Genomic DNA, 22,491 nt, shown 5'->3' on the forward strand with positions numbered 1-22,491 from the left:
TTATGGGTGAGATTAGTCGTCGCATTCTGGTCACCGGTGCGAATGGTTTTATTGGAAAAAACCTAACACTTCGGCTGAGAGAGCGAGATGGCAATACGGTTAGTACGTTTTTGCGTGGTGACGATAGTGACCGGTTAGCGGCCTTAGTTGCCCAGGCTGATGCTGTTATTCATTTGGCGGGTGAGAATCGTCCGGCTGATGAAGATAGTTTTGCTGAGGTAAATACGGGGCTGACTGTTGCAATTTGCCATGCGATAAAAAATGAGTACAAAAACAGTGGTCGGCATATTCCATTGCTACTGGCTTCTTCTATTCAGGCCGACCAAAATAATCCCTATGGTCGCAGTAAATTAGCAGCAGAAGAGGCAGTTGAATCTCTGTCCCTAGCTACTGGTAATCCTTGTGTAGTATATCGTTTGCCTGGAGTCTTTGGGAAGTGGTGCAAACCTAATTACAACTCGGTTGTTGCGACTTTTTGTCATAATATTGCGAGAGATTTGCCAATACAGATTAATAATCCAGAAACTTTTCTGCAGTTGGTGTATGTCGATGATGTTGTTAGCGCCTTACTAGCTTCTCTCGAAGCTCCGGTGCCAGGGCTAAAAAAAGAGAAGGTTGAGCCAGAGTATTCTATTAGTCTTGATACATTAGCTGAGCATATACTTGGTTTTAAAGAGTGCCGAACAACGCTGATGACCGATCGAGTGGGGCAAGGGCTGATTCGTGCGCTCTATGCCACTTATGTGAGTTTTTTGCCGAATGAGAGTTTTGCTTACGAGGTGTCTCGATACGTTGACCCGCGTGGTGTTTTTGTAGAAATGCTGAAGACGCCTGATTGTGGTCAATTTAGCTATTTTACGGCGCACCCAGGCATAACGCGTGGTGGCCATTATCATCATACTAAAAGTGAAAAATTTCTCGTAATCAAAGGAAATGCTTTGTTCCGTTTTAGACACTTGGTGACTGATGAGTTATTTGAACTCAAAACTAGTGGTATGGAAGCACAGATCGTAGATACAATTCCTGGTTGGTCGCATGATATTACGAATATTGGCACTGATGAGCTGGTGGTGATGCTTTGGGCAAATGAAAACTTTGATCGGGAAAAACCTGACACAGTGGCTCATAAGGTTAAGTAATGAAAAAATTAAAAGTAGTTTCGGTTGTTGGGACACGGCCTGAAATCATTCGATTGTCCCGAGTTTTGACAGCTTTAGATCTTTACTGCGATCATGTGCTTATTCATACGGGTCAAAACTATGATTACGAGTTGAATCAAGTTTTTTTTGATGATCTAGGGATTCGAAAACCTGACTTTTTTTTAGGTAGTGCCGAGGGTAGCACCAGCGCAGCCAACACGATTGGTAACCTTATTACCGCTGTTGATGGTGTGCTGGCTCAGGTGCAAGCTGAGGCGATGTTAGTTTTGGGCGATACAAATAGCTGCTTATCGGTAATTCCGGCGAAGAGGCGTAGAATGCCGATTTTCCACATGGAGGCTGGAAATCGCTGTTTTGATCAGCGTGTACCTGAGGAAACAAATCGCCGCATTGTCGATCATACTGCGGATATTAATCTCACCTATAGTACGCTTGCGCGGGACTATCTATTGCGAGAAGGCTTGCCTCCGGATCAGGTTATCAAAACTGGCAGTCCAATGTATGAAGTGCTCCATCATTATCTACCACAAATTAAGGCGTCTGATGTACTGAGTCGACTTGGCTTGCAGCCGGGTGGCTATTTTGTGGTCAGCTCGCATCGCGAAGAGAACATCGAATCGGATAGATCGTTTTCAAAGTTAGTGACTGTTCTGAATGCGCTAGCAGAAGACTATAGCCTGCCGGTGATTGTGTCTACACATCCACGTACTCAAAAAAGAGTGGATACGATGGATGTTAAGTTTCATTCATTAGTACGGCTTATGAAGCCCTTAGGCTTTCATGACTATGTAAATTTGCAAATGCAGGCAAAGGTTGTCTTGTCCGACAGTGGTACCATTAATGAGGAGTCATCCATTCTTAACTTCCCTGCACTTAACTTGCGCGAAGCGCATGAAAGGCCAGAGGGAATGGAGGAAGCCGCCGTTATGATGGTAGGCTTAGAAGTAGAACGGGTTCGTCAAGGACTGGCGATTTTACAGAATCAGCTTCGTGGTGAGGATCGTAGCCTGCGTCTTGTTGCTGACTACAGCATGCCTAATGTGAGTGAAAAGGTGGTACGCATTATTCACAGCTACACTGACTACGTGAACAGAGTAGTGTGGAAAAAGTACTGAGGATTGATTGATGAAGATTGCGCTTATCGCGGATACCTTTCCACCTCTTCGTAATTCTGGAGCAGTGCAGTTAAGGGATCTGTCGCGCGAGTTTGTACGTCAAGGTCATGCTTTGACGGTTCTCTTGCCATGTTCAGATCAGACGGCGCCTTGGTTGTTAGAGGAGCTTAATGGTGTGCAGGTATTGCGTTTGCGAGCTCCCAAGACTAAAGATATTAGTTATGTCCGACGAACCTTAGGTGAGTTGGCCATGCCTTTCGCCATGCTGCGGCAGTTGCGCAAAAGTCCCTTAGCTCGTGAGTCTTGGGAAGGGGTAGTGTGGTATGCGCCATCTATTTTCCATGCTCCGCTTGTTAGTGCTCTGAAGAAGTCAACTAAATGTAAAGGCTACCTTATCATTCGTGATATCTTTCCTGAATGGGCGGTAGATATGGGGTTGATGGGACGTGGGTTGCTCTATCGTTTCTTTAACGCTGTTGCCCGTTATCAGTATTCGATAGCAGATGTCATTGGAGTGCAAACACCTGGCAATAGAATGTATTTTGAGCAATGGCAAACACGACCTGGGCGTCAATTGGAGGTTCTGCAAAATTGGCTAGACAAGCCCGCAGATGTTCGTTGTTCGATTCAAATTTGTGAAACAGCTCTGGCGGGTAGAAAAGTTTTAGTGTACGCCGGCAATATGGGTGTAGCTCAAGGTATGGACATTTTGTTGGAGCTGGCAGATAAGCTGCGTAATCGGCAGGATATTGGTTTTTTATTTGTTGGTCGTGGAAGTGATGCAGGCCGGCTGAAGCAAACTGCTTTTGCAATGGGGCTAGAAAATGTTCTTTTCTTTGACGAAATCCATCCGGATGAAATACCTGACTTGTATGCTCAATGTAGCGCTGGTATTGTTGCATTAGATAGGCGCCATAAATCACATAATATTCCTGGTAAGTTTTTGACCTATATGCAGAATGGTCTACCTGTGTTGGCTAATGTGAACTCTGGTAATGACATTGCTCATTTGATCCGTGAGGAACAGGTTGGACAAGTTTGTGAAAGCAATCAAGTAGATGAGTTACTGCAGTTGACTGGCAAGTTAATGTCTCAGATTGAAGTTGATTCAACTCTTTCAGATCGCTGTAATCGACTTTTTCTACGTGATTTTTCTGTTGAACGGGCTGTGCAGCAGATAGTTGAGGCGCTATCTGATCGATAGGTTTAACGTTAGTTTTTTGAGCCTGATGAGCACTTTTCTATTTTTGGTTCACCTATCTGTCTAGAACATGAAACTATAACGGTTAATTGTGCGATTTCTTTGCATTCTTTCGTGGAATATAGACGAGGCATATTAATGCTAATAATCCTATTGTTGGCTACATTTCTTTCTTTGGCTGTTGGTATGTGTTTGATTCATTTTTCTCATTTGCATGGGGAGTTTACTGCAGATCATGATCTAAGTGGAGTACAGAAATTTCATGCGAGACCGGTGCCTCGCATAGGAGGAGTACCAATTGCGGTAGGATTGACGGGGGGGTGTGTTCTGCTGGCATGGTTACAAAATGATACAACAGGATTGTTGCTATTGTTTGTAGCATTGCCTGCTTTTGCGGCAGGGATAGTTGAGGATGTGACAAAAAAGGTCGGGCCATTACCGCGCTTGCTCGCTACTTTTATAGCGGCAGTCTTGGGATATTTCATGTTGAATGCTGGATTGCAGCGTCTAGATATTTCTTTGTTAGATGGTTTGCTCTCGAAGTTTTGGCTGCTGTCCTTGCTTTTAACCGTTATAGCAGTTGGTGGTGTGGCACATGCAGTAAATATAATAGATGGGTATAATGGCTTGTCTGGAGTGGTATCTGTTTTTATTTTTCTGGCTATGGCATATGTTGCGTTCAAGGTTCAAGATTTAGCCTTGATGGGTGTCTGTTTCGCTATGATAGGGGCGATTGCTGGATTCCTATTTTGGAACTTTCCTCGAGGCTTAATCTTTGCTGGTGATGGCGGGGCTTATTTGGTCGGTTTCATGATTGCAGAGGTGTCTGTATTGCTTGTGGCCCGCCATTCACAAATTTCTCCCTGGTTTCCATTGCTATGTGTAATTTATCCAGTCTTCGAAACATTATTTTCCATTTATCGCAGAAAGTTTTTACAAGGGCGTCGGATTGGTTCTCCGGATGCATTACACCTTCATCAATTGGTTTATATGCGTTTGGTCCGCTGGATGGTAGGAAGTCGTGACGCTGATCACAAGACAATGCGTAATAGTCTAACCTCTCCTTATCTATGGGCACTATCATCAGTATCCGTTGTGCCGGCCATGTTGTTTTGGGATAATACAAAGATATTAATGTGTTTCGTCTTCGTTTTCATGTTAACTTATGTGAACCTGTACCGAATGATTATACGCTTCCGTACGCCTCGTTGGTTGATGCTACGTAAGTCAGCACATCGTTGATCTCTGGACGTGCATTGATCCGACGATCACTATGCCAATTAACGTAAGCAGCGTGCCTCTTCCCGTCTAGGTTGATGACTTAAGGGCACCTCGACAAACCTAGACGAGCCCACCTGCTGTTAAAATTACGCTGTCCTGAACCTTGCCGAGCTTGAGCCCGATGAAACAGGGCAACGCCATCAAGAACGACCTGTTCGCCGCCGATCATCACCGCCAGAAGATCGACCGGCTGGGCGATCCGCTCTCCGAGATCGAGCAGCACATCGACTTTGCTGCTTTAGCTGCTGAGATCGACCGGGGGCACCGAGACCGGTCTGCCCACAGGGCGGTCGGCCGCCGTTTCCGATTGAAACGATGGTGCGGATTCTGGTGCTCAAGCGGCTTTACAACCTGTCCGACGAGCAGATGGAGTATCAACTGCTCGACTGTATAAGTTACCAGCGTTTCTGCGGTCTGAACCACGCCGTTAATATCCCTGACCGCACCACGATTTGGACCTTCGAGAACCGGATCGGCGAGACCGGCGCTAATGCGCTGTTCGACGGTGTGTCGACCCAGTTGCTCAAGCATGGCTATATCGCACGAGGCGGTCAGATTATTGACGCGACGCTGGTGCCGACGCCGAAGCAGCACAACAGTCGCGGCGAGAAAGAACTGCTTGATCAGGGCGCGACGCCGGCCGGTTAGAAACCGGACAAGCGGCGCCAGAAGGGCCAGGAGGCAAGCTGGACCAAGTGACCTGCTCCCCCTAAACAGGGCCATCCGAAACTTAGTAAAGTTCGTTTTACACAGGGGGAACGAACTTGAAGAAGCGTTTCACGGAAGAGCAAATCATTGGATTTTTGAAGCAGGCCGAGGCTGGCGTTCCGGTGAAGGAATTGTGCCGCCAGCATGGCTTTAGTGATGCTTCGTTCTACAACTGGCGAGCCAAGTTCGGTGGCATGGATGTCTCTGACGCCAAGCGGTTGAAGGAGCTAGAGACTGAGAACGCCAGACTGAAGCGCTTACTGGCCGAGGCGATTCTTGATGCCGAAGCACTCAAAGTGGCCCTCGGCGTAAAGCGTTAACCCCGCAGCAGAAGCGTGAGGCGGTGCAGCGAATGCGCGAGATGACCTCTATCTCGGAGCGACGGGCCTGCCGGCTGGTGGGGGGGCACGCAGCGTCCATGCCTATCAGGCAAAGACGTCGGACCACAATACGCTCTTGAAGGACCGGTTGATTGAGTTGGTCCACGAGAGACGCCGCTTTGGGTATCGCCGCCTGCACATTCTCCTGCGCCGAGATGGTGTCAGAGTTAACCACAAGCGGGTCTACAGGCTATATCGTAAAGCCGGTTTGATGGTGAAACACAGGAGGCGGTGCCATGGTGTAGCCGTTGAGCGAGAGCCGCTGGAGCGCCCTGGGAAACCGAATGCGGTATGGTCGATGGACTTTGTCTCCGATGCGCTAGCCAACGGGCGTCGCATCAAGGTGCTCACCATCATGGATGATTTCAGTAAGGAATGTATCGACCTGGTTGCTGATTACGGAATCTCCGGACATTACGTCGTGCGGGTGTTGGAACAGGCCGCTCGATTTCGGGGCTATCCAGCGGCAATCCGTACCGACCAGGGACCGGAATTCACCGGCAACGCGCTGGATCAATGGGCCAGTGTCAGAGGAATCACGCTGAAGCTGACCCAGCCGGGCAAACCCACGCAGAATGCGTATATCGAAAGTTTCAACGGGCGCTTACGCGATGAATGCCTGAATGAGCACTGGTTCATGAGTCTCTCGCATGTTCGGGTCGAGCTTGCCGTGTGGCGGAAGGATTACAACGAAGCACGACCACACAGCTCGCTGAACTATCAAACGCCAGCCGCATTTGCGGCGGGCTTCCGCACGGGGGAGCAAGCGGAGCTGGAGCAAAAGCAGGAATTTTTAACCGACTTTACTAAGTAGGCCTTGACCCTAATCCGGGGGGCAGGTCACAAGAGGCACAGCAATTCCTAGTTTGGCTACAAGCTGTCGGTGAACATCGACAATAAATACAAACTGATCCGCAAGTTCGCGACCGACACCGCCAGCACGCACGACAGCCAGCATTTCGACAACGTCTTCGATACCGGCAACACAAGCCGGGACATTTACGCCGACCGCGGCTACCCGTCTGAAGCGCGTGAAGCTCAGCTTGCATAGGACGGATTCCGGAACCAGATTCAGCGGCGGGGGTACACCAACAAGCCGCTGTCCGACTGCCAGCAGCGACGTAACCAGCGCATTGCCAAGGTGCGTGCCCGTGTCGAGCATGTATTCGCCGTGATCGAGCAGATGGGTGGCAAGTTAGTCCGCACGATTGGCCAAGCGTGTGCGAACTTCGGGCAGACGATGATGGCGACCTGCTACAACCTGAAGCGATTGGTATTTCTCCGCAAGGCGGGAATCCAAGCCTTCTGATGCTCGAACTCGCCTGAATCGCCGGGTTTGAGCGGAGAACCGAGCGAAAAATCGCGTGACGCGCCCCGAAAAACGGCAGTTCATCTGGGAAGTTGCGCCGAATGTGGTCGCGGCAATCATGTTGTGGCCGGGTTCACTGAAGATCTCGGGTTATTCGAGGCGCCCTAATGGTTTGCGAGAAGAGGCTAGCCAGCCGTCCGTGGGTACAGATGGTCATCACAAAATTAGCGAGATGAACTCTTGAAATCGCGCCCGCTCGTCCCTATCATTAGCACTCGTAGCAGGTGAGTGCTAACGCCCGCCTCAACTCAAACAGGTTTCAACTCTCAACAGCCACTGTAATAGGAGAGATCCATGGCAATTCGTCCTTTGCACGACCGTGTTGTTATCAAGCGCCTCGAGGCTGAAGAAAAAACCGCTTCCGGCATCGTTCTGCCGGGCGCAGCCGCAGAGAAGCCGGACATGGGCCAGGTGTTGGCCGTAGGCAACGGCAAGATCTTGGACAACGGCGAGCGTCGCTCGCTGGAGCTGAAAGTTGGCGACAAGGTCATCTTCGGCAAGTACTCCGGTCAGACTGTCAAGGTTGACGGCGATGAAGTCCTCGTAATGCGCGAGGAAGATGTAATGGGCATCGTTGAGTAATCCGACCCGCATCTGAACTTCCCTTACTCAGAATTCTGGAGATTTAAGAATGGCTGCTAAAGACGTAAAGTTTGGTGATTCCGCTCGCGCCAAGATGGTAACCGGCGTCAACATCCTGGCTGATGCCGTTAAAGTGACTCTGGGCCCGAAAGGCCGTAACGTGGTGCTGGACCGCTCCTTCGGCGCTCCGACGATCACCAAGGACGGCGTATCCGTCGCCAAGGAAATCGAGCTGAAAGACAAGTTCGAGAACATGGGCGCGCAGATGGTGAAAGAAGTCGCTTCCAAGACTTCCGACGTTGCCGGCGACGGCACCACCACCGCCACCGTGCTGGCTCAAGCCATCGTGCTGGAAGGCATGAAGTACGTTGCCGCCGGCATGAACCCGATGGATCTGAAGCGCGGCATCGACAAAGCCGTTGCCTCGCTGGTGGGCGAAATCGCCAAGATTGCCAAGCCGTGCGCCACCACTAAGGAAATCGCTCAGGTTGGCTCCATCTCCGCCAACTCCGATTCCGACATTGGCGACATCATCGCCAATGCCATGGAAAAAGTGGGCAAGGAAGGCGTGATCACTGTTGAAGACGGCAAGAGCCTGAACAACGAGCTGGACGTGGTTGAAGGCATGCAGTTCGACCGCGGCTACCTGTCCCCGTACTTCATCAACAACCAGGACAAGCAGATTGCCGCTCTGGACAATCCCTTCATCCTGTTGTTCGACAAGAAGATCTCCAATATCCGCGACCTGCTGCCGGTTCTGGAGCAAGTGGCCAAATCCGGCCGTCCGCTGCTGATCATCGCTGAAGATGTGGAAGGCGAAGCGCTGGCCACTCTGGTGGTCAACACCATCCGTGGCATCCTGAAAGTGGTAGCCGTTAAAGCCCCGGGCTTTGGCGATCGTCGCAAAGCCATGCTGCAGGATATCGCTTTCCTGACCGGCGGCACCGTGATTGCCGAAGAAGTGGGCCTGACCCTGGAAAAAGCTTCGCTGGAAATGCTGGGCCAAGCCAAGCGCGTTGAAGTGGGCAAGGAAAACACCACCATCATCGACGGCGCCGGCCAGGCTACTGAGATTCAGACGCGCGTGGGCGAGATCCGCAAGCAGATGGAAGAAGCCACTTCCGATTACGATCGCGAGAAACTGCAAGAACGCGTGGCCAAGCTGGCCGGGGGCGTTGCTGTGATCAAGGTTGGCGCTGCCACCGAAGTGGAAATGAAAGAGAAGAAGGCCCGCGTTGAAGACGCGTTGCATGCTACCCGCGCCGCTGTGGAAGAAGGCGTTGTGGCTGGTGGCGGCGTTGCTCTGCTGCGTGCCCGCTCCACTCTGGACAGCTTGAAGACCGACAACGCCGATCAAGACGCCGGTGTTAAGATCGTGCTGAAAGCCATCGAAGCGCCGCTGCGCCAGATCGTCAAGAACGCCGGTGAAGAGCCGTCGGTTGTGGTGAATAAGGTGCTGGAAGGCAAAGGCAACTTTGGTTACAACGCGGCTAGCGGCGAGTACGGCGATATGCTGGAAATGGGCGTGCTGGATCCGGCCAAGGTGACCCGATCCGCTTTGCAGCACGCTGCTTCCGTTGCTGGCCTGATGCTGACCACCGACTGCATGATCGCTGAACTGCCGGAAGACAAGCCGGCGGCTGGCATGCCGGATATGGGCGGCATGGGCGGTATGGGCGGCATGATGTAAGCTGACGCCTCATCGGCTTTGAACAACCCCGCTACGGCGGGGTTTTTCTTTTGTGGCCTTAAAATGAGTTGGCTTCTGGCAAAATAAAGCTGGGGCATATATTAAATTAAGGAGTGCGCGATGGAATTGAAGGCGTTGCTGAGTAGTCTGGACACGATGTTGGAGCCGTGGCGGTTCAAGGACTACGCCCCCAACGGGCTGCAGGTGGAAGGCCGGCCCACGGTGTGCAAGTTGGTGACTGGGGTGACGGCCTCCCAGGCCTTGATTGATGAGGCGGCGTTGCGTGGAGCGGACGCCGTGTTGGTGCACCACGGTTATTTCTGGAAGGGAGAGGACGCCCGGATTTGCGGTATGAAGCGCCAACGGGTCAAGGCATTGCTGGAGCATGATTTGAGCTTGTTGGCTTACCACCTGCCTTTGGATGCTCACCTGGAGTTGGGCAATAACGCGATGCTGGGCAAGGTGCTGGATTTGGACGCTCTGGGGCAGGGGGGCGAGCAGGGCTTGCTATGGCATGGATCATGGCGGCGTGGAGGCCGCGCGGTGGATTTTCGCGAGCACGTTTCCGCTCGCCTAGGGCGCGAGGCCTTGCTCTTGGGCAGGGCGGACAAGCCGATTTCGCGCGTGGCCTGGTGTACCGGCGGCGCGCAGAGCTTCTTCGCCGAAGCCATCGATCTGGGGGTGGATGCTTTCATCACCGGAGAAGCGTCAGAGCAAAATCATCATATGGCAATGGAGTGTGATGTGGCTTTCATCGCCGCGGGGCATCACGCCACGGAGCGTTTTGGCATCAAGGCTTTGGGCGAGCGCATGGCTCAGCTTCATGGCATAAGTGTTGAATTTGTAGACATTTCCAACCCGGTTTAAGAGGCTAAGCGGGGCTTCGGCCAATTTATTTGCATAGAAGCTTCAAGTCCCTACTCGGAATCGGGTAAAATCAGGCAGTTTTGGGCTCGGTTTCCACGTTTGAGGATGACTGTAATGAGTGAACAACAAGTCGATGCGGGGCGCCGTCGCTTTCTGACGGTTGCAACCAGCGCTGTTGGTGGTGTGGCGGCGGCCGGAGTGGCTACGCCGTTTCTGATGAGTTTCTTCCCGTCCGAGAGGGCAAAGGCCGCCGGCGCTCCCGTCGAGGTGGATATCGGCAAGATCGAGCCGGGCCAGAAGATCAACGTTGAGTGGCGCGGCAAGCCGGTATGGGTGCTGAACCGCACGCCGGAGCAATTGAAAAACCTGCCGAAGCTGGACGAGAAGCTGGTGGATCCGAAGTCCGAGATGGATCAACAGCCGGCCTATTGCCAGAACGAGCATCGCTCGATCAAACCAGAGTTGCTGATTGCCGTCGGCATCTGCACGCATTTGGGCTGTTCGCCGACCCACCGTCCGGATATCGCGCCCGCCGATTTGGGCCCGGACTGGCTGGGTGGTTTCTACTGCCCCTGTCATGGTTCCAAGTTCGATTTGGCCGCGCGCGTTTACAAAGGCGTGCCGGCGCCGAAGAACCTGGAAATTCCGCCGCACAAATATCTGTCCGACACCCGCCTGCTGATTGGCGAAGACAAATAAGCTGAGGGGGCTACATGACTAAAGGACAAAAGCTGCTCAACTGGGTAGACGAGCGTTTTCCGCTATCGTCGATGCTCAAGGAGCACGTTACCGAGTATTACGCGCCGAAGAACTTCAACTTTTGGTACTTCTTCGGTTCGCTGGCCATGCTGGTACTGGTGATTCAGATTGTCACCGGCATCTTCCTGACCATGAACTACAAACCGGACGGCACCTTGAATGGAGCCGGCATCCCGGTTGCCTTTGCTTCGGTCGAATACATCATGCGCGATGTGGCCGGAGGCTGGATCATCCGCTACATGCACTCCACCGGCGCATCGATGTTCTTCGTGGTGGTGTATCTGCACATGTTCCGCGGCCTGATCTACGGTTCCTACAAGCAGCCGCGCGAACTGGTGTGGGTGTTCGGCACGCTGATCTTTCTGTGCCTGATGGCCGAGGCCTTCATGGGCTATCTGTTGCCTTGGGGCCAGATGTCGTTCTGGGGCGCGCAGGTGATCGTCAACCTGTTCGGTTCCATTCCGGTGATCGGTCCCGACTTGTCGGTGTGGATCCGCGGCGACTACGTGGTGTCCGACGCTACGTTGAACCGCTTCTTCGCGCTGCACGTGATCGCGGTGCCGCTGGTGCTGTTGGCCTTGGTGGTAGCTCACCTGATCGCCTTGCATGAAGTAGGCTCCAACAACCCGGACGGCGTTGAGATCAAGAAACTGAAGGACGATAAGGGCATTCCGCTGGACGGCATCCCCTTCCACCCGTACTACACCGTTAAGGATGTGCTGGGCGTGGTGGTGTTCCTGATCGTATTCTCGGCCATTGTCTTCTTCATGCCGGAAATGGGCGGTTACTTCCTGGAGCATCCCAACTTCGACCAGGCCGACCCGCTGAAGACCCCACCGCATATCGCGCCGGTATGGTACTTCACCCCGTTCTACGCCATCTTGCGCGCCATCCCGTCCTTCCTGGGTACCCAGGTATGGGGTGTATTGGCGATGGGCGCGGCCGTGGTGCTGATCGCCTTCCTGCCGTGGCTGGATCGCTCGCCGATTAAGTCCATCCGCTACCGCGGTCCCAAGTTCAAGTTCATGCTGGTCCTGTTCATCGTGTCCTTCATCGGTCTTGGCATTCTGGGCGCCTTGCCGTCCACCAATGCCCGTACCGTGATCGCGCAGGTGCTCTCGTTCGTCTACTTCGCCTTCTTCCTGGGGATGCCGTTCTATACCAAGAACGATGTGGGCAGCATTCCGGTGCCGACGCGGGTGACCGATACCAACGCCCAGCGCCAAATCCGGTTTGCGGTGCTAGTGGTGGTGACCATAGTGGCCGCCGCCGTATTCGCCATGAACGTGTAAAAAGGGGAGAGGACTCATGAAAAGCAAAATCCGCCACCTGATCGCGGCCATGGCGCTGGCGTTGCCGTTCAGCGCCACGGCGTTGGCTGCAGGCGAAGGGGCCAAGCTGCCCAAGGCGCCTATCAATATCCAAGATACGGAAAGCCTGCAACGCGGCGCGCAGATCTTCACCAACTACTGCCTGTCTTGCCACTCGGCCAGCGCGATGCGCTACAACCGCCTGACCGATATCGGCCTGACCGAAGAGCAGATCAAGGCGAACCTGCTGCCGGAAGGGGTCAAGATTGGCGATCAGATGAACATCGCGATGAACAAGAAGGATGCTCAAGCCTGGTTCGGCGCCACGCCGCCGGACTTGTCGCTGATCGCGCGTTCTCGCGGCGCCGACTATCTGTACGGCTATCTGCGCGGCTTCTATCGCGATCCGAGCCGGCCTACCGGCTGGAACAACGCGGTGTTCGACAAGGTGGGCATGCCTCACATCTTCTGGGAATGGCAAGGCGAGCAGGTGCTGAAAACCGAGAAGAACGCGGAAGGCCATGAGGAGCACAAGCTGGAGCTGATCAAGGCCGGTACTCTGACCAAGCTGGAAAACGGCAAGGCCAACACCGTGGAGTTCGACAAGCGGATGGCGGACCTGACCAACTTCCTGGTCTATGTCGGCGAACCGGCGCAAGTGAAGCGTCAGCAGATCGGCTATGTTGTATTGATGTTCCTGTCGTTGTTGCTGTTGCCGCTGGCGTATTTCTTGAAGAAAGAGTACTGGCGCGACGTGCATTAAGCGAGTTTTTCAGCTTTGATCAAGGCGGAGAAATCCGCCTTTTTTATTTTCAAATCATGGGCTTATGATGCAGTGCTGGAAATGGGGTGGGGGAAAGTGCTAGAATGCCCAGCTGAATCAACCCATTGTTAGTTAAGGATTTCCTCCTGCCATGATGACTCTTTACTCCGGAATTACCTGCCCGTTCAGCCAGCGTTGTCGCATCGTGCTTTTTGAAAAGGGAATGGATTTCGAAATCATTGATGTGGACATCCATAACAAGCCGGAAGATCTGGCAGTGATGAACCCCTACAATGAGGTGCCGGTATTGGTCGAGCGCGATTTGATCCTGCACGAATCCAATATCATCAACGAGTACATCGACGAACGCTTCCCGCACCCGCAGCTGATGCCGGCGGACCCGGTGATGCGCGCGCGCGCCCGTTTGTTCCTCTACCGTTTTGAAAACGAGCTGTTCATCCACGTCAAGGCGCTGGAAGCCGGTGCCACCGGCAAGGAAGCGAACAAGGCTCGCGAGGCCATCCGTGACGGTTTGACTACGATCGCGCCGATTTTCGCCAAGCAGAAGTTCATGTTGGGCGATGATTTCTCCATGATCGACGTGGCGATTGCGCCGCTGATGTGGCGTTTGGAGCATTACAATATTGATCTGGGCAAAAACTCCGCGCCCATCCTGAAGTACGCCGAGCGTATTTTCCAGCGCCAGTCCTTCATTGACTCGCTGACGCCGTCCGAAAAGGCTATGCGCAAATAAGGATTGCCAATGAGCTCCAGCACCAAGCCCTACATGATCCGAGCGCTGCACGAGTGGTGCGGCGACAACGGTTTCACGCCCTATGTGGTGGTATGGGTCAACGAGCGCGCCGATGTGCCGCACGAGTACGTGAAAAATAACGAAATCGTGTTGAATATCGGTCTTTCGGCCACCAAGAACCTGCGTATCGACAATGACTGGTTGTCGTTTTCCGCTCGCTTCGGCGGCGTTTCCCGCGACATCTGGGTGCCGATTGGCAATGTGATGTCGATTTTTGCACGGGAAACCGGTGAAGGCATGGGTTTCGAAGTCGAGTTGGGAGAGGCTGAAGCCGCCGCGCCGGCACTGAAACCGGTGGTGGCCGACGACGAAGCCAAGCCAGCGGACAGTCCGGCGGAGCCTGAGGCTCCGATCAAGCCGACCGGGCGTCCTAGCCTGCGCATCGTCAAATAGCGGTTTCAATGCCGTAAGCGAAAGCCGGTCCGTATAGGGCCGGCTTTTTCACGGGCGTCTTAGAACCTGTTTACGATCTGCTGCGCGTCAGCGATACGGCGTTGAAAACACTTTCGAAATGCTCATGTACCGCAAGGACATTCCGCTCCCTTAGCTGTTTTCGCCTTGTCTTGCCTTAGCTCGCGAGATCGTAAACACGTTCTTAGCTCGTGAAATCGTAAACACGTTCTTGTAAAAAAAGGGCGCCAGCGGCGCCCCAAGTCCCTTACCACAACAAGAAAATTTGGGTTTACTCGACGCGCTCCCCGTGCAGGATCACGTCCAGCCCTTCGCGTTCTTCGTCTTCCGCGACGCGCAGTCCAATCGCTACATCGATCAGTTTTAGCAGGATGAAGGTGATGATGGCGCAATAGGCCGCGGTGACGCCCACGCCGAGCGCTTGAGCGGCTAGGCTGCCTTCCGCGCCGCCGATTTCTTTGACGGCGAAGACTCCAGTGAGCAATGCGCCCAGGATGCCGCCGATGCCATGCACGCCAAAGGCGTCCAGGGAGTCGTCATAACCCAGCATGTGCTTGAGTCCGGTGGCGCCCCAGAAGCACACCACGCCGGCCGCCAGGCCGATGATCAGCGCGCCTTTGACGTCGACGAAGCCGGCCGCAGGCGTGATGGCGACCAAACCGGCGACCGCGCCCGAGGCAATGCCCAGCACCGAAGGCTTTTTCTTGGTGAGCCATTCGGCAAACATCCAGGCCAGCGCGGCGGCGGCGGTGGCAAGCTGGGTAGTGACCATGGCCATGCCGGCGCGGCCGTCCGCCGCAGCGGCAGAGCCGGCGTTGAAGCCGAACCAGCCCACCCACAGCATCGATGCCCCCACCAGGGTCAGCACCAGGTTATGGGGGGGCATCGCTTCCTTGCCGAAACCCACGCGCTTGCCCAGCACCAAGGCGGTTACCAAGCCGGCGATACCGGCGTTGATATGCACTACGGTTCCGCCGGCGAAGTCCAGCACGCCCTTGTCGGCCATCCAGCCACCCGGAGCCCAGACCCAATGGGCCACTGGCACGTAGACCAGCAAGGACCACAGGGCCATAAAGACCAACATCGCGGAAAACTTCATTCGCTCGGCGAAGGCCCCGGTGATCAGCGCGGGGGTGATGATGGCGAAAGTCATCTGAAAGGTCATGAATACCGATTCCGGTATGGTGCCGGCCAGCGGATGTACTGCCAATTTGCCGGCATCTTTCAGGTAAACCATGCCGTCCAGCATCACGCGGCTCAAGTCGCCGAGATAAGGCGTGCCGACGGTGAAGGCCAGGCTGTAGCCGATGACCGCCCAGAGCACCGTGATCAGCGCGGTGATGGCGAAACTTTGCATCAGCGTCGCCAATACGTTTTTCTTGCGCACCATGCCGCCATAGAACAGGGCCAGGCCGGGAATCGTCATGAACAGCACCAAGGCAGTGGAGATCAGCATCCAGGCGGTGTCGCCGGCGCTGATGCTCTTGGCGTCGGCAATCGCGGGGCCGGCCGGCGCGGCGGCGAACGCCAGCGGAGCCATTAGACCCAGGCCGGCGAGCTGAATGGTTGCGAGCAGTTTTTTCATTGTCGTTTCCCCTAAGTCTCTATTGCGGTTCAGACCGCGTCGGCGCCGGTTTCGCCGGTGCGGATGCGCACCACTTGTTCCAGGTCGTAGACGAAGATCTTGCCGTCGCCGATCTTGCCGGTGCGGGCGGATTTTTCGATGGCCTCCACGACCTGGTCGAGCAAAGCGTCGTCGATAGCGATCTCCAGTTTGACCTTGGGCAGGAAGTCCACCACGTATTCGGCCCCGCGGTAGAGTTCGGTATGCCCCTTCTGGCGACCGAAGCCTTTGACTTCGGTGACGGTGATGCCTTGCACGCCGATGGCGGACAAGGTTTCTCGGACTTCGTCCAGCTTGAAGGGCTTGATGATGGCAGAAACGAGTTTCATGACTGCTCCTTGGGTCTGATGATCCGGTGTCTTGAGTTGAGGGCTGCTATCGCGTCAATACGCATGAATCGTGCCAGGCCGGATTGGCGCAAAAGAAAACGCTAAGATCATGTTGCAACGCAAAAAAGGTCTGTACTGGCCTTTTTGGCACTTTCCCGGTGCATGCGGCGTTGGGGCTCCGCACTGATTTGGTGCCGTTAGGGCGCGGAGTTGGGAGAGGCGCTCGTCAATGGGGACGCGCTGGCGAGTGATGGGCTTGGCTTTTTGCTACACTCTGCTCTGTTATCACTTACTCACTCAAGGAGCCGCGTCATGTTGAGCCAAAAGCTGTTCGAGGAAATCGGCAACAAGATCAGCGAAACGATTGCCGCCAGCCCGGCCAAGGACATCGAGAAAAACGTCAAAGCGATGATGGCCTCCACCTTCAGCAAAATGGATCTGGTGACGCGCGAGGAGTTCGACGTGCAGCAGGAAGTGTTGGTGCGGACTCGGGAGAAGCTGGCTCAACTGGAGCAGAAGCTAGCGCGCTTAGAGGCGCAGGTGTTCCCGGAGGAAGCGCGAGCCACGGTAGAAGCCCAATCAGAACTCGGCCACTCCTGAGCGACATGGCGCTGGCCGTGGTCGCAAGTCGGGCGCTGGCCGGAGTGGACGCGCCTGAGGTTGCGGTGGAAGTGCATTTGGCCAACGGCTTGCCCGCTTTCACCATTGTCGGCTTGCCGGACCTTGAGGTGAAGGAAAGTCGGGAGCGGGTCCGCGCGGCGATTTTGACCTCTGGTTTTGAGTTCCCGGCCCGGCGCATCACCGTCAATTTGGCCCCGGCCGATCTTCCCAAAGACTCCGGCCGTTTTGATTTGCCCATCGCCATTGGCATTCTTGTTGCCAGCGGACAGGTGCGCTGTCCCCAGTTGGCGGAATATGAAATCGCCGGAGAGCTGGCGTTGACCGGTGCCCTGCGGCCGGTGCGCGGTGCTTTGGCGATGGCGTGCAAGACGAGGGAAGCGGGGCGCGCCTTCATCTTGCCGGTAGCCAGCGCCAAGGAGGCCGCCGTGCTTGAAGGAATGCCCTTGTATGGCGTGAGCACCCTGGTTGAGGCCTGTGCCTTTCTCAACGGTCTTTCCGCGCTGGAACCGTATAGGCAAGAGGGCGGCTCGTCCCGATCGCTTCCGGATTACCTTGATCTGTTGGATATCAAAGGCCAGTCCTTGGCGCGTCATGCGCTGGAAGTGGCCGCGGCCGGACGGCACAGCCTCTTGTTGATCGGACCGCCAGGCACCGGCAAATCCATGTTGGCAGCCCGCCTGCCCGGTATCTTGCCCGGTATGCCGGATGAAGAGGCGCTGGAAAGCGCCGCCGTGCGTTCTTTGGGGACCGATGGCTTCGCTCTGGACGATTGGGGCGTACGGCCGTTCCGTTCCCCGCACCATACCGCGTCCGCGGTTGCGTTGGTGGGCGGCGGCAGCGATCCCCGGCCTGGGGAAATCAGCTTGGCGCATCATGGCGTCTTGTTTCTGGACGAATTGCCGGAGTTTGATCGCAAAGTGCTGGAAGTCTTGCGCGAGCCGCTGGAGGCCGGGGTGATCCACATCTCGCGCGCAGCACGCCAAGCCAGTTTTCCCGCCCGATTTCAGCTGATTGCGGCAATGAATCCCTGTCCGTGTGGCTATCTTGGGCATTTCAGCGGAAAATGCCGGTGCACGCCCGAGCAAGTGGGGCGCTATCGAGGTAAAATATCCGGCCCCTTATTGGATCGCATCGATTTGCATGTTGAAGTGCAGTCCTTGCCTGCCGACGAGCTGGTGGATGGGGTCGCCGGCGAGCCGAGCGCTTTGGTGCGTGAACGGGTAGAGTCGGCGTATCGTCGACAATTGGCGAGGCAGGGAAAGGCGAATGCCGGCTTGAGCGGGACTGAATTGGAGGCGCTTGGCGATTTTCACGCCGAGGGGCTGGCATTATTGCGGCAAGTTTTGGACAAGATCGGCTTGTCGGCGCGCAGTTATCATCGGATACTTCGAGTTTCCAGAACCATTGCCGATTTACAAGGTCAGGCTATGGTCATGCGGGAGCATGTGTTGCAGGCAATTCAATTACGACGCGCTGCAATGCCTAATGGCTAACAATAAATAAAGAATTGATCAATCCAGATAGTTTTTTGAACTATTTGATTAGTTAAAAGCGTAAGTGCTGCATGGCAAATCGAGATTTAAAAAATTCCTCCCGTAGTTCCCGCGGCCGCTCATCCAGCTCCAGAAGCGGAGGCGGCGGCATGGTGGCGGGCATCGTCATCGGCCTGATTGTCGGGGTTGCCGTCGCGGTAGGCCTCGCCATGTATCTGAATAAGTCCTCTACGCCGTTCAGCAACTTGGAAAAGTTGGATCGCAAAGCGGCCAGCGCTTCCGCGCCGCCAACGGAGTTGCTGGCGCCGGGCACCCGCATTGCGGACGCCGCTTCGGAAACCGCCACTGCGCCGGCCCCGGTGAGCAAGCCGGCTCAGCCGCCATCCGCTCCACCGCCGATGCCGGCGGAAACTCCGGCCAAGCCGACCTCGGCCGCACCGGCGGCCAAGGAGGCCGGCAAGGACGAGCAACGCTTTGATTTCTACAAGATCTTGCCTGGCCAGGTGGATGCGGTGCCAGGCAAGAACGGCAAGGCGGCGGAACCTTCTGCTCAGCAGGCGGCCAAAAAGGTCTACTTGCAGCTGGGTTCTTTCCAGAATCAGGACGAGGCGGACAACCTCAAGGCCAAGCTGGCTTTGTTGGGCGTAGAGGCCAAAATCCAGTCGGTAACTGTGCCGGAAAAGGGACTGGTGCATCGGGTTAGGGTGGGGCCGTATAGCCGCCAGGACGAGGTGGATCGGGTGAAGGCTCAGTTGAAGCAGGATGGCATTGGCGCGACAGTCGTCAAGGCGGAATAAACTCTTCCTCTATTAGGGAATCGATAATGAAAAAGTGGTTATTGCTTTCGTTGATGCTGTTCAGCGGCCTGGCAAACGCGGCGATTGAGCTGGGCAAGGATTACACCATGCTGGCGACGCCGCAGCCGGTGGCGGATCCGAAAAAGGTAGAGGTGATCGAGTTCTTCTCCTATCACTGCATTCACTGCCTGGAGCTTGAGCCGGCGATGAGCGCTTGGGAAAAGAGCAAGCCCGCCGACGTGGCTTTCTCCAAAGAGCAGATCGTGTGGCAAAAGTCGATGGAAGGCTTCGTGCGCATGTTCTCCGCCTTCAAGACCTCCGGCGCCTACGACAAACTGCACCGCCCGGCTTTCGAGGCTGTGGTGAAGTCGCGCGTCAACCTGTCTGACGAGGGGGTGTTCGCCAATTGGCTCAAGCAGCAGAAGGGCGTTGACGCCGCCAAGGTGATGCAGGCGTACAAATCCTTCGGCGTGAACGCGCAGGTGGCCAAGGCGGCCAAGATGACTCGCGATTATGCGATTCAGGGTACCCCGACGGTGATCGTCAACGGTAAATACGTAGTGACGCCGGTGGCGCCGGAGCGCATGGTGCAGGTGATTAACGAGCTGGTGGCTAAAGCCCGAGCCGAGAAAAAATAAGAATCGAGCAAGACGCTTGGTGAAGAAGGCAGCCCCGGGGCTGCCTTTTGCGCATATTAAACCTTGATGGGGGATGGGTGGACATGGATTTGATGCTGTTGGCTAAGGCTTTATTGCTGGGCATCGTCGAAGGGGTGACGGAGTTTTTTCCGATTTCCAGCACCGGACACTTGATTGTGGTGGGGGACCTGATCGGTTTTCAAAACAATGCTGACGTGTTTGAGGTGGTGATTCAGCTGGGGGCAATCCTGGCGGTGGTTTGGGAATACCGTCAGCGTTTTCTGGGCGTGGCGCAGGGCGCTTTGCAGCGGGATGCGCAGTCGTTGCGCTTCATCGGCAACTTGCTGGTGGCCTTCCTGCCGGCGGCGGTCATCGGTTTCTTCGCGATCAAGGCGATCAAACACTATTTGTTCAACCCGCTGACGGTGGCGCTGGCCTTGATAGTGGGCGGCGTCATCATTCTGCTGGTTGAGCGCAGACAGCGCGTGCCGCGGGTGAGCAGCGTGGACGCGATGAGCTGGCAAGACGCGTTGAAAGTGGGGGTCGCTCAGGTGTTCGCGATGGTGCCTGGCACATCGCGCTCCGGTTCCACCATTATCGGCGGTATGTTGTTTGGCCTGGACCGCAAAGTAGCCACCGAGTTTTCCTTTTTCCTGGCGGTGCCTACCATGTTCGCGGCCACGTTCTACGACGTGTACAAGCATTGGCACCAGTTCACCGCCGCGGATGTGCCGGTGATAGGCGTTGGCTTCATCGCGGCCTTCATCAGCGCTTTCTTCGCGGTGCGTGGTTTGATCCGCTATGTGTCCAGCCACAACTTCAATGCGTTCGCCTGGTATCGCATCGTATTCGGCCTGGTGATTTTGGCTACATGGCAGCTGGGTTGGGTGGATTGGAGCATCTGAATTGGCTCAAGATAGAAATATCTTGACAGCCAAGAGCGGCTTGTATAATATGCAACCTCTCTGACGCGGGGTGGAGCAGTCTGGTAGCTCGTCGGGCTCATAACCCGAAGGTCGTAGGTTCAAATCCTGCCCCCGCAACCAAATTCAAAAACCCAGCTTTCTTTGTGAAAGCTGGGTTTTTTGTTTTCCCGGCGGCCTGTCTGATTAATGGCCGCTGAATAAAAAAACCGCCGGGTAACGGCGGTTTTTTTATTGCTCGCGCAGGCGTGATTAAATGCGCTTGGCCAGTTCCGAGGCCTTGCCGATATAGCTGGCCGGGGTCAGTTCCAGCAGGCGAGCTTTTTCCGCTTCGGGCAATTCCAGGTTCTTGATGAAGGCGTGCAGGGTTTCACGGGTAATGCCGCCCTTGCCGCGCGTCAATTCCTTCAGCTGCTCGTAGGGGTTGGGTACGCCGTGGCGACGCATCACGGTTTGCACCGGCTCCGCCAGCAGCTCCCAGCTGTTGTCCAGCTCGGATGCGATTGCCTGCGGGTTTATTTCCAGCTTGTTCAAGCCCTTCAGGCAGGCTTTGAGGCCCAGAATGGTGTAGCCGAAGCCCACGCCCATATTGCGCAGCACGGTGGAGTCGGTCAGGTCGCGCTGCCAGCGCGATACCGGCAGCTTTTCCGCCAAGTGGCCCAGGATGGCGTTGGCCATGCCCAGGTTGCCCTCGGCGTTTTCGAAGTCGATCGGGTTGACCTTGTGCGGCATGGTGGAGCTACCGACTTCGTCCTTCTTCACCTTCTGCTTGAAATAGCCCAGCGAGATATAGCCCCAGATGTCGCGGTTCAGGTCGATCAGGATGGTGTTGACGCGCGTCAGAACCTGATACAGCTCGGCCATATAGTCATGCGGTTCGATCTGGATGGTGTAGGGGTTGAAGGTCAGACCCAGGCCGGTGACGAAGCGGCCGCAGAAGCTTTCCCAGTCGATATTGGGGTAAGCGACCAGATGGGCGTTGTAATTGCCTACCGCGCCATTGATCTTGCCCAGGATTTCCTGGTGTACCAGTTGCTCGCGTTGGCGTTTCAGGCGGTACACCGTATTGGCCAATTCCTTGCCCATGGTGGACGGCGTCGCCGGCTGGCCGTGGGTGCGGCACATCATCGCGGTGTCGGCCAGTTCGTGCGCCAGTTTTTGCAGTTTGTGGATGACTTCGTCGATCGTGGGCAGCACCACGGTGTTGCGCGCGGTTTTCAGCATCAGCGCGTGCGACAGGTTGTTGATGTCTTCGGAGGTGCAGGCGAAGTGGATGAACTCGCTGGCCGCCATCACTTCCGGGTTGCCGGACAGGCGTTCCTTCAGCCAGTATTCGATGGCCTTCACGTCGTGATTGGTGCGCGCCTCGATGGCTTTGACCTCTTCGCCGTGCTGCACGTTGAAGTTGGCGATCACGTCGTCGATTTCACGGATGGTGGCCTCCGAGAAGGAAGGCACTTCCTCGATGCCTGGCTCGGCGGCCAGCATCTTCAGCCATTCCAGCTCCACTTTAATGCGGAACTTCATCAGGCCGTACTCGGAAAACAGATTGCGCAAGGCCTCGACTTGGCCGGCGTAGCGGCCATCCAGGGGGCTTAGGGCGGTCAGCGTGGTCAGGTTCATGCTGGGTAGTTCCAAACGTGGGTTGCCGGTGTT

At 55.3% G+C, this 22,491-nt stretch carries 20 protein-coding genes, 1 tRNA gene and 3 pseudogenes; 21 read left to right on the forward strand and 3 right to left on the reverse strand.

Translation table 11 applies throughout. The features are described 5' to 3' along the window. The first annotated feature begins 2 nt into the window (after positions 1-2). The 15 genes and pseudogenes from wbjC (at position 3) to B0T39_RS05755 (ending at position 14,392) form a co-directional block, all read left to right on the forward strand. Positions 3-1,139 (forward strand): UDP-2-acetamido-2,6-beta-L-arabino-hexul-4-ose reductase, encoded by a 1,137-nt coding sequence (wbjC, locus tag B0T39_RS05680; RefSeq protein ID WP_081545210.1) that lies wholly within the window; start codon positions 3-5, stop codon positions 1,137-1,139. Next, positions 1,139-2,275 (forward strand): non-hydrolyzing UDP-N-acetylglucosamine 2-epimerase, encoded by a 1,137-nt coding sequence (gene wecB / locus B0T39_RS05685; RefSeq protein ID WP_081545211.1) that lies wholly within the window; start codon positions 1,139-1,141, stop codon positions 2,273-2,275. The genes wbjC and wecB overlap by 1 nt, the downstream gene beginning before the upstream one ends. 10 nt (positions 2,276-2,285) lie before the next feature. Then, complete coding sequence (locus B0T39_RS05690; protein WP_081545212.1) at positions 2,286-3,479, forward strand: glycosyltransferase family 4 protein; 1,194 nt, start codon at positions 2,286-2,288, stop codon at positions 3,477-3,479. Positions 3,480-3,614: 135 nt separating this feature from the next. Further along, positions 3,615-4,718, forward strand: a complete 1,104-nt coding sequence (locus tag B0T39_RS05695) for an MraY family glycosyltransferase (RefSeq protein ID WP_081545213.1) — start codon at positions 3,615-3,617, stop codon at positions 4,716-4,718. Positions 4,719-4,878: 160 nt separating this feature from the next. Further along, positions 4,879-5,402 (forward strand): annotated as a pseudogene (locus B0T39_RS05700) (transposase); the annotation flags it as partial. 119 nt (positions 5,403-5,521) lie between these two features. Beyond that, positions 5,522-6,659: pseudogene (locus B0T39_RS24845) on the forward strand (IS3 family transposase). A 51-nt stretch (positions 6,660-6,710) separates the two neighbouring features. After that, positions 6,711-7,154 (forward strand): annotated as a pseudogene (locus tag B0T39_RS05715) (transposase); the annotation flags it as partial. 354 nt (positions 7,155-7,508) lie between these two features. Beyond that, positions 7,509-7,796, forward strand: a complete 288-nt coding sequence (gene groES / locus B0T39_RS05720) for a co-chaperone GroES (RefSeq protein ID WP_081545216.1) — start codon at positions 7,509-7,511, stop codon at positions 7,794-7,796. A 49-nt stretch (positions 7,797-7,845) separates the two neighbouring features. Then, the gene (gene groL / locus B0T39_RS05725; RefSeq protein WP_081545217.1) at positions 7,846-9,486 is read left to right on the forward strand and encodes a chaperonin GroEL; all 1,641 of its coding nucleotides are present in this window, start codon (positions 7,846-7,848) and stop codon (positions 9,484-9,486) included. A 120-nt stretch (positions 9,487-9,606) separates the two neighbouring features. Beyond that, the gene (locus B0T39_RS05730) at positions 9,607-10,353 is read left to right on the forward strand and encodes a Nif3-like dinuclear metal center hexameric protein (protein WP_081545218.1); all 747 of its coding nucleotides are present in this window, start codon (positions 9,607-9,609) and stop codon (positions 10,351-10,353) included. Between the two features lie 114 nt (positions 10,354-10,467). Further along, positions 10,468-11,052 (forward strand): ubiquinol-cytochrome c reductase iron-sulfur subunit, encoded by a 585-nt coding sequence (petA, locus tag B0T39_RS05735; protein ID WP_081545219.1) that lies wholly within the window; start codon positions 10,468-10,470, stop codon positions 11,050-11,052. 14 nt (positions 11,053-11,066) lie between these two features. Continuing rightward, on the forward strand, positions 11,067-12,404 hold the full coding sequence (locus tag B0T39_RS05740; RefSeq protein ID WP_081545220.1) for a cytochrome b: 1,338 nt from the start codon (positions 11,067-11,069) through the stop codon (positions 12,402-12,404). Between the two features lie 16 nt (positions 12,405-12,420). After that, positions 12,421-13,185, forward strand: a complete 765-nt coding sequence (locus tag B0T39_RS05745) for a cytochrome c1 (protein ID WP_081545221.1) — start codon at positions 12,421-12,423, stop codon at positions 13,183-13,185. Between the two features lie 151 nt (positions 13,186-13,336). Further along, positions 13,337-13,939, forward strand: a complete 603-nt coding sequence (locus tag B0T39_RS05750; protein ID WP_039756141.1) for a glutathione S-transferase N-terminal domain-containing protein — start codon at positions 13,337-13,339, stop codon at positions 13,937-13,939. 9 nt (positions 13,940-13,948) lie between these two features. Continuing rightward, the gene (locus tag B0T39_RS05755) at positions 13,949-14,392 is read left to right on the forward strand and encodes a ClpXP protease specificity-enhancing factor (protein WP_081545222.1); all 444 of its coding nucleotides are present in this window, start codon (positions 13,949-13,951) and stop codon (positions 14,390-14,392) included. A gap of 289 nt (positions 14,393-14,681) precedes the next feature. Here B0T39_RS05755 and B0T39_RS05760 read toward each other — a convergent pair whose 3' ends face one another. After that, positions 14,682-15,995: an ammonium transporter gene (locus tag B0T39_RS05760; protein ID WP_081545223.1), complete on the reverse strand. Its 1,314-nt coding sequence runs from the start codon at positions 15,993-15,995 to the stop codon at positions 14,682-14,684. Positions 15,996-16,024: 29 nt separating this feature from the next. Further along, on the reverse strand, positions 16,025-16,363 hold the full coding sequence (gene glnK / locus B0T39_RS05765) for a P-II family nitrogen regulator (protein WP_081545224.1): 339 nt from the start codon (positions 16,361-16,363) through the stop codon (positions 16,025-16,027). A gap of 312 nt (positions 16,364-16,675) precedes the next feature. On the opposite strand from glnK, the gene B0T39_RS05770 reads away from it, so the two are divergent. The 6 genes from B0T39_RS05770 (at position 16,676) to B0T39_RS05795 (ending at position 20,958) form a co-directional block, all read left to right on the forward strand. Beyond that, entirely contained in the window at positions 16,676-16,963 is a 288-nt protein-coding gene (locus B0T39_RS05770; RefSeq protein ID WP_019103588.1) for an accessory factor UbiK family protein, read from the forward strand. A 5-nt stretch (positions 16,964-16,968) separates the two neighbouring features. Continuing rightward, positions 16,969-18,477 carry a YifB family Mg chelatase-like AAA ATPase gene (locus tag B0T39_RS05775; protein ID WP_081545225.1) on the forward strand — a complete coding sequence of 503 codons (1,509 nt, stop codon included), beginning with the start codon at positions 16,969-16,971 and terminating at the stop codon, positions 18,475-18,477. A 149-nt stretch (positions 18,478-18,626) separates the two neighbouring features. Further along, positions 18,627-19,274 carry an SPOR domain-containing protein gene (locus B0T39_RS05780; RefSeq protein ID WP_254894498.1) on the forward strand — a complete coding sequence of 216 codons (648 nt, stop codon included), beginning with the start codon at positions 18,627-18,629 and terminating at the stop codon, positions 19,272-19,274. Positions 19,275-19,300: 26 nt separating this feature from the next. Further along, positions 19,301-19,912: a thiol:disulfide interchange protein DsbA/DsbL gene (locus B0T39_RS05785; RefSeq protein ID WP_081545227.1), complete on the forward strand. Its 612-nt coding sequence runs from the start codon at positions 19,301-19,303 to the stop codon at positions 19,910-19,912. An 83-nt stretch (positions 19,913-19,995) separates the two neighbouring features. Then, entirely contained in the window at positions 19,996-20,817 is an 822-nt protein-coding gene (locus B0T39_RS05790; protein ID WP_081545228.1) for an undecaprenyl-diphosphate phosphatase, read from the forward strand. Positions 20,818-20,881: 64 nt separating this feature from the next. Further along, positions 20,882-20,958, forward strand: a tRNA-Met gene (locus tag B0T39_RS05795). Positions 20,959-21,087: 129 nt separating this feature from the next. Here the strand turns inward: B0T39_RS05795 and purB are convergent. After that, a complete protein-coding gene (purB, locus tag B0T39_RS05800; RefSeq protein WP_081545229.1) occupies positions 21,088-22,458 on the reverse strand; it encodes an adenylosuccinate lyase in 1,371 nt (456 codons plus the stop codon). Positions 22,459-22,491 lie beyond the last annotated feature (33 nt).

This window comes from Chromobacterium haemolyticum (assembly GCF_002081825.1).
GTDB classification, from domain to species: domain Bacteria; phylum Pseudomonadota; class Gammaproteobacteria; order Burkholderiales; family Chromobacteriaceae; genus Chromobacterium; species Chromobacterium fluminis.

What these genes read in the sequence shown, in the direction of transcription:
- B0T39_RS05775 (WP_081545225.1), top strand. Translation starts at nt 16,969, where the DNA reads ATGGCGCTGGCCGTGGTCGCAAGTCGGGCGCTGGCCGGAGTGGACGCG.
- petA (WP_081545219.1), top strand. Translation starts at nt 10,468, where the DNA reads ATGAGTGAACAACAAGTCGATGCGGGGCGCCGTCGCTTTCTGACGGTT.
- B0T39_RS05740 (WP_081545220.1), top strand. Translation starts at nt 11,067, where the DNA reads ATGACTAAAGGACAAAAGCTGCTCAACTGGGTAGACGAGCGTTTTCCG.
- glnK (WP_081545224.1), bottom strand. Translation starts at nt 16,363, where the DNA reads ATGAAACTCGTTTCTGCCATCATCAAGCCCTTCAAGCTGGACGAAGTC.
- B0T39_RS05695 (WP_081545213.1), top strand. Translation starts at nt 3,615, where the DNA reads ATGCTAATAATCCTATTGTTGGCTACATTTCTTTCTTTGGCTGTTGGT.
- groL (WP_081545217.1), top strand. Translation starts at nt 7,846, where the DNA reads ATGGCTGCTAAAGACGTAAAGTTTGGTGATTCCGCTCGCGCCAAGATG.
- B0T39_RS05730 (WP_081545218.1), top strand. Translation starts at nt 9,607, where the DNA reads ATGGAATTGAAGGCGTTGCTGAGTAGTCTGGACACGATGTTGGAGCCG.
- wecB (WP_081545211.1), top strand. Translation starts at nt 1,139, where the DNA reads ATGAAAAAATTAAAAGTAGTTTCGGTTGTTGGGACACGGCCTGAAATC.
- B0T39_RS05785 (WP_081545227.1), top strand. Translation starts at nt 19,301, where the DNA reads ATGAAAAAGTGGTTATTGCTTTCGTTGATGCTGTTCAGCGGCCTGGCA.
- groES (WP_081545216.1), top strand. Translation starts at nt 7,509, where the DNA reads ATGGCAATTCGTCCTTTGCACGACCGTGTTGTTATCAAGCGCCTCGAG.
- purB (WP_081545229.1), bottom strand. Translation starts at nt 22,458, where the DNA reads ATGAACCTGACCACGCTGACCGCCCTAAGCCCCCTGGATGGCCGCTAC.
- B0T39_RS05770 (WP_019103588.1), top strand. Translation starts at nt 16,676, where the DNA reads ATGTTGAGCCAAAAGCTGTTCGAGGAAATCGGCAACAAGATCAGCGAA.
- B0T39_RS05760 (WP_081545223.1), bottom strand. Translation starts at nt 15,995, where the DNA reads ATGAAAAAACTGCTCGCAACCATTCAGCTCGCCGGCCTGGGTCTAATG.
- B0T39_RS05755 (WP_081545222.1), top strand. Translation starts at nt 13,949, where the DNA reads ATGAGCTCCAGCACCAAGCCCTACATGATCCGAGCGCTGCACGAGTGG.
- wbjC (WP_081545210.1), top strand. Translation starts at nt 3, where the DNA reads ATGGGTGAGATTAGTCGTCGCATTCTGGTCACCGGTGCGAATGGTTTT.
- B0T39_RS05745 (WP_081545221.1), top strand. Translation starts at nt 12,421, where the DNA reads ATGAAAAGCAAAATCCGCCACCTGATCGCGGCCATGGCGCTGGCGTTG.
- B0T39_RS05690 (WP_081545212.1), top strand. Translation starts at nt 2,286, where the DNA reads ATGAAGATTGCGCTTATCGCGGATACCTTTCCACCTCTTCGTAATTCT.
- B0T39_RS05790 (WP_081545228.1), top strand. Translation starts at nt 19,996, where the DNA reads ATGGATTTGATGCTGTTGGCTAAGGCTTTATTGCTGGGCATCGTCGAA.
- B0T39_RS05780 (WP_254894498.1), top strand. Translation starts at nt 18,627, where the DNA reads ATGGTGGCGGGCATCGTCATCGGCCTGATTGTCGGGGTTGCCGTCGCG.
- B0T39_RS05750 (WP_039756141.1), top strand. Translation starts at nt 13,337, where the DNA reads ATGATGACTCTTTACTCCGGAATTACCTGCCCGTTCAGCCAGCGTTGT.